This is a genomic window from Methylomonas sp. Uni0011 (assembly GCF_056850255.1).
This window is the reverse complement of the sequence record NZ_JBVVNO010000002.1, coordinates 202000-213600: the sequence shown is the minus strand read 5'-3', so window position 1 is coordinate 213600 and position 11601 is coordinate 202000. Positions and strand designations below refer to the sequence as shown.

The 11601-nt window shown below is 58.9% G+C and carries 10 protein-coding genes; 1 reads left to right on the top strand and 9 read right to left on the bottom strand.

The window, feature by feature from the left end; all coding sequences use genetic code 11:
- Window positions 1-21: 21 nt before the first annotated feature.
- The 6 genes from AC0IM9_RS03710 to AC0IM9_RS03685 all read right to left on the bottom strand — a co-directional run bounded on the left by AC0IM9_RS03710 (window position 22) and on the right by AC0IM9_RS03685 (window position 5596).
- The gene (locus AC0IM9_RS03710) at window positions 22-648 is read right to left on the bottom strand and encodes an MxaP protein (protein ID WP_140911125.1); all 627 of its coding nucleotides are present in this window, start codon (window positions 646-648) and stop codon (window positions 22-24) included.
- 4 nt (window positions 649-652) lie between these two features.
- Window positions 653-1672: an AAA family ATPase gene (locus tag AC0IM9_RS03705; RefSeq protein ID WP_482803314.1), complete on the bottom strand. Its 1020-nt coding sequence runs from the start codon at window positions 1670-1672 to the stop codon at window positions 653-655.
- A gap of 273 nt (window positions 1673-1945) precedes the next feature.
- Window positions 1946-2227, bottom strand: coding sequence for a methanol dehydrogenase (locus AC0IM9_RS03700; protein ID WP_140911124.1), 282 nt, complete (start codon window positions 2225-2227; stop codon window positions 1946-1948).
- Between the two features lie 145 nt (window positions 2228-2372).
- Window positions 2373-2849, bottom strand: coding sequence for a cytochrome c(L), periplasmic (gene moxG, locus AC0IM9_RS03695; protein WP_482803102.1), 477 nt, complete (start codon window positions 2847-2849; stop codon window positions 2373-2375).
- A gap of 13 nt (window positions 2850-2862) precedes the next feature.
- The gene (gene moxJ, locus AC0IM9_RS03690; RefSeq protein ID WP_482803101.1) at window positions 2863-3705 is read right to left on the bottom strand and encodes a methanol oxidation system protein MoxJ; all 843 of its coding nucleotides are present in this window, start codon (window positions 3703-3705) and stop codon (window positions 2863-2865) included.
- A gap of 82 nt (window positions 3706-3787) precedes the next feature.
- Complete coding sequence (locus AC0IM9_RS03685; RefSeq protein ID WP_482803100.1) at window positions 3788-5596, bottom strand: methanol/ethanol family PQQ-dependent dehydrogenase; 1809 nt, start codon at window positions 5594-5596, stop codon at window positions 3788-3790.
- 468 nt (window positions 5597-6064) lie between these two features.
- Here AC0IM9_RS03685 and AC0IM9_RS03680 point away from each other — a divergent pair, with 468 nt between their 5' ends.
- Window positions 6065-6721, top strand: a complete 657-nt coding sequence (locus AC0IM9_RS03680; protein WP_445371191.1) for a response regulator — start codon at window positions 6065-6067, stop codon at window positions 6719-6721.
- A 60-nt stretch (window positions 6722-6781) separates the two neighbouring features.
- On the opposite strand, the gene AC0IM9_RS03675 is transcribed toward AC0IM9_RS03680, so the two are convergent.
- The 3 genes from AC0IM9_RS03675 to AC0IM9_RS03665 all read right to left on the bottom strand — a co-directional run bounded on the left by AC0IM9_RS03675 (window position 6782) and on the right by AC0IM9_RS03665 (window position 11416).
- Window positions 6782-9160 (bottom strand): tetratricopeptide repeat protein, encoded by a 2379-nt coding sequence (locus tag AC0IM9_RS03675; RefSeq protein WP_482803099.1) that lies wholly within the window; start codon window positions 9158-9160, stop codon window positions 6782-6784.
- A complete protein-coding gene (locus tag AC0IM9_RS03670) occupies window positions 9150-10505 on the bottom strand; it encodes a P-loop NTPase family protein (RefSeq protein WP_482803098.1) in 1356 nt (451 codons plus the stop codon). Before AC0IM9_RS03670 ends, AC0IM9_RS03675 begins: the two co-directional genes overlap by 11 nt.
- Before the next feature lie 383 nt (window positions 10506-10888).
- On the bottom strand, window positions 10889-11416 hold the full coding sequence (locus AC0IM9_RS03665) for an SRPBCC family protein (RefSeq protein ID WP_482803097.1): 528 nt from the start codon (window positions 11414-11416) through the stop codon (window positions 10889-10891).
- Window positions 11417-11601: the final 185 nt, after the last annotated feature.

Sequence of the window (11601 nt, the reverse complement as noted above, 5' to 3'; positions counted from 1 at the left end):
TGCTGACGGAATGAGGTCTGGCTATTGGGTGACGACGACCTGCACCACCAGCCCGGTCACCAGCAAATAACCCGGCAAGGCATATTTCAGCGGCGCATTCACCAGCAGCTCCACCACGCCGGAATAACCGCGCTGATTGCGGCTGTAAATCGCCTCGCCCAGCAGCCAAAGCAGCGAGTCCAATATCAACAGCGCAACAATGGTGAAGAAGCCGACGTCGCTGAACAGGAACGACTTATTGGCCAACAGCGAAATGCGTTCGTTGGTATCGAAAAAGTTGGCGGTCAAAATGCCGATCATCAACGCCCCTTCGTCGAACGCGACCAGGAAGAAGGTGTAGGTAAAGCGGCGCAAACGCGCCGAAAATCCGGCCAGTTGCGGCAAGCGCAAGGACAAATACAGCACCGGCACGCTGACGCAAAACAGCAAAATGCCGATCACCGACAACAAAATCCAGAACTTGAAGCCGACCGCGTCGTTCAGCGCGCTGGTGTAGTAAGCGGCGTACGGAATGTCGGAATAGGCGTCCAGCATGCTGGCAATCAAGGAACTGATGATGCCGACACCGGACCAGGTCAAATAGGTTTCCAGCAAATGGCCGAGCCCGGCGTGCGGGACCAGTGCGGGTAAAAATCGTTTCCAATCCATAAGTTTAGGGTGCGGCGATGCGCTGCAAGATTTGGTTGACCAGTTCCGGAAGCAAGACCTCCCGGCGATAGGCGTAAATGGGGTTTAAAAACAGGCGATGGCTCATGGTCGGCGCATACACGGCCTGCAAGTCCTCCGGCCACAAGCTGTCGCGGCCTTCCAGCCAGGCCCTGACCTTGGCCGCACGAATCAGATAGCTCATGCCGCGCGGGCTGGCGCCGGATTGCAGCAATTGGCCGATGTCGACGTCGCTGACGCTAATGCCGTAAGCCTGCGGCTTGGCAGTCGCCTGCCACAGCTCCAGCGCATATTTGTGCAGGGCCGGCGCGGCCTGCACCCGCTGTTGAATCGCTTCGCCCAGCGCGTTCAGGTTTTGGTAACCGATCGCCGACGCCGGCATCGCCTCGATCAAGGCATCGACATCGTGGAAACGCGGGTCGAACATCAACTGATCCAGTACCGCGTCGTCATCGGGCGCGGCGATGTTGATTTCCATCAGAAAACGGTCGCGGGCGGCGGCCGGCAATTCGAAGGTCTCCTCGCGTTCGACCCCGTTGCGGTCGGCGAATACCAGCATGTGCGGCATCCGGTATTCGTGGTTGAAGGCACCGACGGCGCGCTCGGCCATCACCCGCAGCAGCAGCGAATGCACTTGCGGCCGGGCGCGATTGATTTCGTTGAAGAAAAATACCGCCAGTTCCTCGCCCTGTTTCAGCAGCGGCCCCGGATCGACCCGCGGCCGGCCGTCCTGGTCCAGGTAGGTGTAATACACCAAATCCGACGGCATCAGATCGATCGTGCCTTCGATGCGTTGGTAACGGCCGCCCAAGCCCTGAGCGACGGTACGCAGCAAGGTGGTCTTGCCGACGCCGACCTGGCCTTCCAATAACACGTGGCCGCGGGCGAACACCGCGATGGTCAGGTTGCGCACCGCGGCCTGCTGGCCGATCACGATACGGTTGATTTGGCGCTCGAAATTCAGGGCCTGTTCGCACCCGTCGCTGAGTTGATGTTCTGAATTCATAGTCATAAAAAAGCCCCGGCGCATTACTTTGCCGGAGCAGAGTGGTTTTATCCTGTTGGGATGCGTTTACCGCACAGTCCGTTGCCGAGAACGCTTGGGGAGATAGACCGGAATCAGCTGAAAACGCCGGAAACGCCTATCGGCTTATTCCGGCCTACGCCTCATCGACACGCTCATCCCGGACCGAATAACAGGTTTATGATCGGCAATCGCGGAAATTAGGCCCCGCCTTCCCTGGCGGCTTCCTAAGGGTTCGATAAAGCCTGGTCCGGGTTATTTGTCTTCCACGTCGTAAACGAACTTGCCGGTTTTCGCCAGAACTTCGGTGCGTTTGGCGTTACGCGCTTCCATTTCCTTGATCGACTGGGCTTGTTTGTTCAACTCGTTCGGATCGTGTTTCGGGTCGTATTTACTGCCGGCTACTTGCGCCGGATAGCCAGGCTTTGGTTCCCAGCAGTTGCCGGCTTCTTTGCATTTGGTGCCGTCGTAGGCTTTCGCCGTGCCGGACAGCCCCAGGGCCAGCAATACCACACCTAACAGTACTAATTTGTTCATGTTGATCTCCTGATAAATCAATTAATATCCCTCACCCCAACCCCTCTCCCAATGGGAGAGAGGGCTTTTTTTGGCCTGTTGCGATTTAAGCGGTTAGGGGTTATCTCCCCTCTCCCTCTGGGAGAGGGGCCGGGGGTGAGGGTGTTTATTTCAACCACTCCGCCTTCTTCGGATCGCCCTTATAAATGCTGCGCAAGAACGCCATGATGTGCAGCATGTCGTCGGTGCTGAAGTTGACGTATTGCGGGCCCATCATGCCGTTGGCGCCGCCGAACAGGATTTCGAACAAGCCCTGGTCGGTCAGACCGCGTGGATAGGTCCAGTAGTCGTCGGCCAGACCGGGACCCAGTTTGCCTTCGGCTTCGTGGCCGTGGCAGCCGGAGCAACCGGTCATGTACAGACTCTCGCCCTTCTTGGCGGCTTCGGCGTCGCCGTTGTACGGGTTTTTGCCGGTCTGCATGAATTGCTTGAATTTGTCGGTATTGCCGCCTTTCTTGGCGAAACTCAAATCCAGCGCTTCGCCGGTCAAGGCATGGCGCAAGGTGATGTCGGCCTGAACGGCGGACACCGTTACAAGCGACAGAGTCAGCGCTACGCCGTTGAAAAATGTCTTCAATTTCATTAAATGATTCCTGTTAGTTCATGGACAAGGCGCTAGCGGGTTCCTCCAGCAGCGGAATACCTTCCGCTTCCAGCAGTTCCTCGATATCGTCCTGTTTCTCGCGCACGATTTTGTTCAATTGCTCCAGCAATGCGGTATCGCCTTTGCGCACCCCGATCGCGGTGCTGTAGTGCAGACCGACTTTTTCGCCGTCGGCACGCTTGGCGTTATCCGGAATCAGCGTCATCGTCAGTGGTGTCGCCGCAGCCTTCACGTAACGCGCCGCCGCCGGTCCCCACAAAATCGCGATTTCGGCTTTGCCGGATGCGACTTCGTTGACCAGCTTGTCGTTGTCGTATTTGACGTACTGGTTACGCTTGGACTTGAAGCCGGCCAATTCTTGTTGGTAATTGAACATGTCGTTGTAACGGCCGATGGTCCGCAACATGGTCTCGGCTGGGGTACCCGGCGCGAAAGCGATGCGTTTGGCTTGTTTCAAGGCCGGACTGTCCCAGTTCTGCAAATCCAGCGCATCCTGCTCGCGGCTGATAAAGACGTAACCGGAGCGGTAATACGGCGCCGTGGTCAGTAGGCGCGGATCGCCGGCATCGACACCCATCACCACGTCGCACAAACCCTTGTCCAGGTAGTCGCGGATGAAGTAACGCGGGTCGGTCCAGGTCACCGTTTCCAGCTTGCGGCCCATTTGTTCGGCTACGTAGTGCGCCAGCTTGTTCTCGAAGCCCTCGCCGGCTTGGTTGGCATAAGGCATTTCGTTTTCGGCGGTGCAGACTTTCAACGCCGGTTGCTCGGCTTGGGCCGTGGCAAAACCCAGGCCCAGAGCCAATGCGGTAAAAATGCGGATAGTGTTTTTCATGTTTTCCAATCTGACGTAGGGTGGGCACAACGTGCCCACCGAATTCGGCAACCAGGTGGGCATTGCATGCCCACCCTACGATTTACAGCGAGAACACCATCACGCCGCCGCCCATTTGGGTGTAGTGCGCCAATTCCCTGAACGCACCCACCGCGCCCAGACCGGCGGTCGGGTCGGCCAGGTCGAATACCAAGCCAACGCCCGGCCAGCCGCCGACACCGTAATAAATCGCAACATATTGTTTGTTGTTGTGTTTATAGGTAATCGGGTGACCGATGACGCCGGAAGGCAGCTTGAACTTCCACAGCTCTTCGCCGGTTTTGGAATGGCGGGCTTTGATGTAGCCGTCCAGAGTGCCGTAGAACACCAAGTCGCCGGCGGTGGCCATGGTGCCGCCCCAGACCGCGAATTTCTCCTGAACTTCCCATTCCATTTTGCCGGTGACCGAGTTCATGGCTTTGACTTGACCCAAGGTGCCTTTAGGACCCGGATACATGTTCAAAGTCGCGCCGACGAAGAATTGGCCGGCCCGGTAAGGCAGCATGAACGGTTCCCAATCCATACAGATGTGGTTCACGCCCATGAAGAACAGTTGCTTGTTCGGGTCGTAAGACTCGATGCCCTGGTTGTGGTAGCCCATCGCCGACGGGCAGATGCCGGTGGCTTGGTGATCCATGTGGGTCGAATATTCCGGATCGCGCACCGGCAGACCGGTTTTCAGATCGACTTTTTTCACCCAGTTAACAGTGTCGTCGATCTTGAAGGCATTGATCAGATCGCCGTTTTCCCGGTCCAGGGTGTAAACGATACCGTTACGGTCCGGGTGAGTCAGCAGCTTGCGTTTCTTGCCGTCGACCACTTGCTCGGACAAGCCCATGTAGTTAACGCCGGCATAGTCCCACTCGTCGTGCGGGGTTTTTTGGTAGCCGAATTTAGCTTCGCCGCTGTTGATGTCGCGGCCCCAGATGGTCATGGTCCATTTGTTGTCGCCGGGACGCATGGTTTCGTTCCACGGTGCCGGGTTGCCGGAGCCGTAGTACAACATTTCTAACTCAGTGTCGTAAGCGTACCAACCCCAGTTGGTGCCGCCACCGATTTTCCAGGCGTCGCCTTCCCAGGTTTTCAGACCCAGACCGAACTGGCCGTAATGCGGGTTAGCTTTATTGAAGTCTTTCGACAATTTGATGTCTTCGTCCGGACCGGTGGCGTAAACCCGCCACTCTTGCTTGCCGTCCTTGATGTTAAAGGCGGTAGCGTAGCCGCGCACACCCAGCTCGGCGCCGGAGGAGCCGACGATGACTTTATCCTTGGCGACAAACGGCGCCACGGTCAAGGTCGAGCCCATGGCGATGTCGGAGTTTTCCATTTTCCAGCGCAGCTCGCCGGTCTTGGCGTTCAAAGCCACGACGTGACCGTCCAACTGATTCAAAAAGATGGTGGCCGGATAATCCTTGCCGGCCGGGGCATAGGCCAGACCGCGGTTGACCACGTCGCAGCAGGCAACCGCGCGGGCTGCCGGGTTTTGTTTGGGTTTGAACTGCCACAGGATCTTGTCCGGCTCGTTCAAATCGATCGCGAACACGTTGTTCGGATACGGGGTGTGTACGTACATAATGCCGTCGACCACCAGCGGACCGCCTTCGTGGCCGTTCAGTACGCCGGTCGAGAAAGACCATGCCACTTTCAGGTTCTTAACGTTGTTGGCGTTGATGTCGATCATCTCGCTGAAATGGGTGGAGCCGTAATCCTTGGTCTGCATCACCCAATTGGTGTTTTGTTTGGAAAGTTGCTCCAGCTCTTTATTCGCTTGCGCCGATTGCGGCACGCTCAACGCTGCTCCGGTCAAAACGGCCGATGTCGCCACGTTCTTGGCAAACCGTGAAATTTGCATGAATCCTCCTATGTTGTTTATTAGAGTGCATGGCCCGGCAAATCGGTTGGTTAGGGGAGCCTTCCGTTAAAAGCGGATACGCGACGGGCGTATCCGGGCAAAATCAATAGCAAGATGTGCTTTGATTTTGGCGTTTATCCGTTAACGCGAGACGCCGCAGTACGGCAATCTCCTGACTTTTTCAGATCAGCAGTCTCGATCAATTCGCACACATCATTGACTTAGACCTACCGGGCCATGCTGACGGGAAATGGTAAAGAAACCGCCCGGCCCGGCGTTACGGAATAATCCACGAAAAGCACGGGAAAATCGCGTGAAAAGCAGCGGAATCTTTCCCATCGCCAACCAACTGCAAACAGGAAAAGCTCCCATGGTTTCGCACATCAAAAAACGGCATGATGGCCGCGGCCGCGAGCATAGAAACGGCCGGAAACGATTCAGCAATCCGCGAAAGAGGAAGTATTGCCTGTGGCAAACAAAATCAGCGTGTTATTGGTGGACGACCACGCCGTGGTCCGAGCCGGTTACAAGACCTACCTGTCACTGTCCGAGCGCATCGGCGAAATCTACGAAGCCGACCGCGGCGAAACCGCCTGCCAAATTTATTCCAGGCACACCCCGGACGTCGTCGTGATGGATTTATCGATGCCCGGCCTGGGCGGTCTGGAATCGGTGCGGCGCCTGCTGAGCCGGCACCCGGCTTGCCGGATACTGGTCTTCAGCATTCATAACGAACTGGTCTACGTCACCCGTGCGATCAAAGCCGGCGCCAGGGGCTACATCACCAAAAACAACGAACCGGACACCTTGGTCACCGCCGTCTGCGCCATCGCCGAAGGCAACACCTACATCGATCCCGATCTGGCCCAGCAATTGGCGGTCAACATGGCGGTAGGCCAGGACGAGTCGTACAAAATCAAATCGCTGTCGCCGCGCGAATTCGACATCTTCTGCCTGCTGGCCAACGGCCTCAGCACCCGCGAAGCGGCGGAGAAACTGTGTTTGAGTTACAAGACGGTCTGCAACCACAGCACCGCGATCAAGGAAAAGTTGGGCGTGAAAACGATGTCGGAAATGACGTTGCTCGCCAGCCGGCAGGGGATTGTTAAGAGTTCGGCGGCTTGAGGGGATTGGTTATCAAGACAGAGGTCAACGGTTCCGCTGTCCGGGGGCGCTTAGCAAACCCTAACCATCAAGTGCATCCAGCTTGGCTTGCACCCATTTCAAATCGTCTGCAAATTGCGGCACCTCCGGCAATACGGCGGTCAAACGCTGACAAATCGCCAAACTCTCGGCATAGGCGGCGCGAGCCGCTTGCAGCCGGCCCAGGGCTTGCTCGACGTCGCCGAGCTTGATCAACGACACGCTCAAGTCGCGCAGGGTTTGCGGGGCGTCGCCAAGCGCGCTGCGCAGTTGCCGCCGCAGTTCCAGGCTTTCGCCATAGGCGGTGCCGGCCGCTTCCAGCCGGCCCAGGGCGTGATCGACGTCGCCGACCTTCTCCAACGACACACTCAAGTCGCGCAGGGTTTGCGGGGCGTCACCCAGCGCAGTGCGCAGTTGCCGGCTGAATGCCAGGCTTTCCGCATAGGCGGCGCGGGCCGCTTCCAGCCGGCCCAGGGCGTGATCGACGTCGCCGACCTTCTCCAACGACACACTCAAGTCGCGCAGGGTTTGCGGGGCGTCACCCAGCGCAGTGCGCAGTTGCCGGCTGAATGCCAGGCTTTCCGCATAGGCGGCGCGGGCCGCTTCCAGCCGGCCCAGGGCGTGATCGACGTCTCCGACCTTCTCCAACGACACACTCAAGTCGCGCAGGGCTTGCGGGGCGTCGCCCAGCGCGATGCGCAGTTGCCGGCGCAATGCCAGGCTTTCCGCATAGGCGGCGCGGGCCGCTTCCAGCCGGCCCAGGGCGTGATCGACGTCGCCGACCTTCTCCAACGACACACTCAAGTCGCGCAGGGCTTGCGGGGCGTCGCCCAGCACAGTGAGCAGTTGCCGACACAATGCCAGGCTTTCCGCATAGGCGGCGGCCGCCGCTTGTAGCCGGCCCAGGGCTTGCTCGACGTCGCCGAGCTTGTTCAACGACACGCTCAAGTCGCGCAGGGTTTGCGGAGCGTCGCCCAGCGCGCTGCGCAGTTGCCGGCGCAGTTCCAGGCTTTCCGCATAGGCGGCGCCGGCCGCTTCCAGCCGCCCCAGGGCTTGCTCGACGTCGCCGAGCTTGTTCAACGACACGCTCAAATCGCGCAGGGTTTGCGGGGCGTCGCCCAGCACAGTGCGCAGTTGCCGGCACAATTCCAGGCTTTCGCCATAGGCGGCGCCGGCCGCTTCCAGCCGGCCCAGGGCTTGCTCGACGTCGCCGAGCTTGATCAACACCACGCACAAGTCGCGCAGGGTTTGCGGGGCGTCGCCCAGCGCGCTGCGCAGTTGCCGGCACAATGCCAGACTTTCCGCATAAGAGGCGCCGGCCGCTTCCAGCCGGCCCAGGGCTCGGTCGACGCCGCCGAGCTTGTTCAACGACACGCTCAAGTCGCGCAGGGTTTGCGGGGCCCCGCCCAGCACGTTGCGCAGTTGTCGGCACAATTCCAGGCTTTCCGCATAAGCGGCGCCGGCCGCGTCCAGCCGGCCCAGGGTTTGCTCGACGTCGCCAAGCTTCATCAACGCCACGCTGAAATCGCGCAGGGTTTGCGGGGCGTCGCCCAGCGCAGTGCGCAGGTGCCGGCACAATTCCAGGCTTTCCGCATAGGCGGCGGCGGCCGCTTCCAGCCGGCCCAAGGCTTGCTCGACGTCGCCGGCGTAATCTAAAGCGACGCTGTAATTGCGCAATTGGTCCGACGGCGTATTTTGCGGTTCGGTTAACGGCTTCAGCAGCGGCAGCAGTTGCCCGACGATTTGGCCGGCGGCGGCGTAATCCATGCGCTCCACAGCCGCCTCGGCGGCGGCGAACCCGGCCTCCGCCGCCAAGCGGGATTTATCGGTAGTGGTTTGCCAGAGCCGCTGCCATTCGCGTTCCGCCGCCGAGACTTGGCCGCCAGCCGCCGCAACGGCCGGGGTCGCGGATTCGGGTTCGCGGGCGGACGGTTGTTGGAGCGTCGGCAGCGGCAAGTCGGCGGTAAAGCAGCGGATACTCCACAAGTCCGGCAGCATGACGGGCACTTCGGGGCGCAGTTCGGCGGGCAATACCAGCACCAACGGGCAGGCCATGTCCCGTTCCAGCAAAAAACGCCGTTCGTTGAGGCGGGACAACAATTGCCAGACCGCCTGGCGCTGGGCGGCACCGTCCAGCCGCGCCTCCAGCCACAGCGGCGGCCGGGCGGCGGCTAACGGCCGATACCCAAACACCGCTGCCAAGGTGTCGTTCAATTGTTCGGGATGCTGTAAAACCAAGTGCCGCGCCGGCAAGGTATTGAAAGCCAGCAAATCCGACAGACGTTGGCGTAGCGCCTCGGCCGGGGCAGGATGGCGGCTGAACAATATCGCCAGTTTGAAGCCGTCGGCCCACTCCAGATGCGGGCGCAGCCGGCGCCAGATAGCGTCCAGCTCCGCCCGATAGGCTGAATCAGCCGCCACGGGCCACGCTGTCGCGCAGCAGCGGGTGTACGTCGTACCAATCCACGCCGTTACGGTAATTGAGCAGATATTTGCCTTCGATCAGGCGAGCGAAGTCGGGCAGTTTGTCCAGGCTTTCCAAAGGCCGTTCGTGGGTATTGAGTACCCGCGACAATTTTTGCCTGTCGTCGTCGGCCAACGGCATGTCGTTGCGCAAGGCGCTTTCGGCGGCATTTAATACGCTATCGGGTAGCGGCAGACTGGTTTGGTACAAAGCCTCGGTAATGCTCAAACCGACCATGCGGAAAAAGTCGCGCAGGTCGCCGCCGGAGTTGGCGGCCAGCCGCAGCAATTGTTCCCCGGTAAAAAATTGGCTCCATTCCGGAAAACGGCGGCCAACCACTTCCACCATGGCATTCAGCCCGGTCGGTGAAGGCACTGGGGCTTTGCCGTCCTCCGGGCGGTTTTCGTAAACGTGGACGCTGGGTAGCATGTAAATCCGCCCACCGGAGTACAGCGCCGCCAAACTGCCGGCCAGTGCGGTCAAATACGGCGGCACGGTGCAAACCAAATATAACGGCGACAAGCGCAGCTTGTCGGCGTGGCCGGAAAATATGGTTTCCACGCTTTTAAACACTTTACCCACGTCTTCGCTATCGCCAACCCCACGCAAACGTTCCACCGAATCCAGCAACAGCACCACTTTTTTGGCCGGATCGCCGCTTTGTTGGCGGATGTACTCGACGGTGCTTTCCACGAATTGGCGGGATTCCTGCATCAACTTGGCAACGTGGCCGCGGGTACTTTCCTGGAGCTTTTGCTTGAAGGTCGGGTTTTCGCGCAAGGACATTTTCAGGCTGGCTTTAATGTCATCTCCGCCTTCCAAACCGAGTTCATCTATCTTGACTTCGCTTTGCAAGAAATTCCAAACCCGTTCGAAAAAGCCGGTCCGCGCCGGGTCGTCGCCGAAACGTTGTTCGACTTTTTCCGACAAACCGCCCAGCATGCTGATCAGAAAGTCGGTGATTTCCACCGCCATGGTCAGGTTGAGATATTCGGCCATGTCCACATAAAACACTTCGCAACCGAAGCCGCGCAACATTTCGGCCAGCCGCATCAATTCGGTGGTTTTGCCGGTGCCACGATTGCCGGAAAACAGATAGGTACCGCCGCCTTCGTCGAAATCGATACGGTCGGCCAGCACTTGCACCAACGCACGGTCCGGGCCGTGCAAACCTTCAACGTAAAGTTCGTGGCTAACGCCTCGTTCGATCAACGGATGGTCGCCGAAAACCACCGGCTTGGTCGCATCCAGCGCGTTAAGGCATTTTTTGATTTTTGGGCGTAACGCCGTGGGATCGATCATGAGTTACCGGTCATTTCCGTCATTACCATTAGGTGCTTAATAGTAGCACGGGCATTGGATTTCCAGGTCTCCCTCGTTCTACCTGGGAACCGTTTGACGGGACGCTGCGCCTCTTCAACAGCATAGCGATTGAATCGGCGTTTCGGACGCCAAATCGCCGGAAAAATGATTTTTTTGGTTCTCCTCACCCTGCCCTCTCCATCAGGAGAGGGTTATTGCGGCTTCGCCACCTTCTGCATGGATGCAGGAGGTAGAGCAACGCATGGAGCAATTGCCGAGGCCAAGCAAAAGAAAGTATCTCGGCTGTCGGGCCGAGACCCGACTTTAAAACCCGTCGCGACAGCGACACAACTGACGCCTACAGGCGGACAAAACAGCCGCCGCTACTTCTCCAACTTCGCCTTCAACCCATTCAAGCCATCTTTAAAAAACCGGGTCATAGCCTCGACCGCGGCGGCGTCGCTGAGGTTTTCCGGCGGGGTGTTGCCGGTGTCGCCGCGGTAGAATCGGCTTTTCAGCGTGACGACAGTGGAATCGGCGCTGTCGCCGTGCGCGACTTTCAGATCGACGGTGTGCGAGCTGGTCGGCAAGGCTTTGACGTTTTCGGTTTTCAGCCGGTAGCTGTATTCGTGTTCGGCGTCGTTGTAGTAATCGAGTTCTTCGACGATGCTTTCGCCGTTTTGGAAGGTCAGTTTGCGGGTGCCGCCGGACTGGTTTTTACCGTCGCCCTCGGCCGCCTTCAAATCCGGATGCCAATGGCCGATATCGTCGAAGTTTTTCACCGCTTCCCAGACCTTGGCGACCGGCGCCTGAATCGTCACGCTTTCTTTGGCCTTTTGCGGGGTCGGGCCGTGGGCCTGAGCTTGGCTGCAGAGCAGAGAGAATCCGAGGGCGTAAATGATCTGGCGCATACTAAATACCGGTAAAAGTTAAAACCGGCATTATCGGCAAGCGCGCACATTCTGCCTTGGGAAGAATGCCCGTTATGCGCTAGGCAGTTTTCATTTATTAAACCAGCCCTGTGGCGCCTGACCTTGGATTCGGGGCTGTTTGAACCCGTTGTGATGCCGCCCTCCCACACCCTCGGGACCAACGG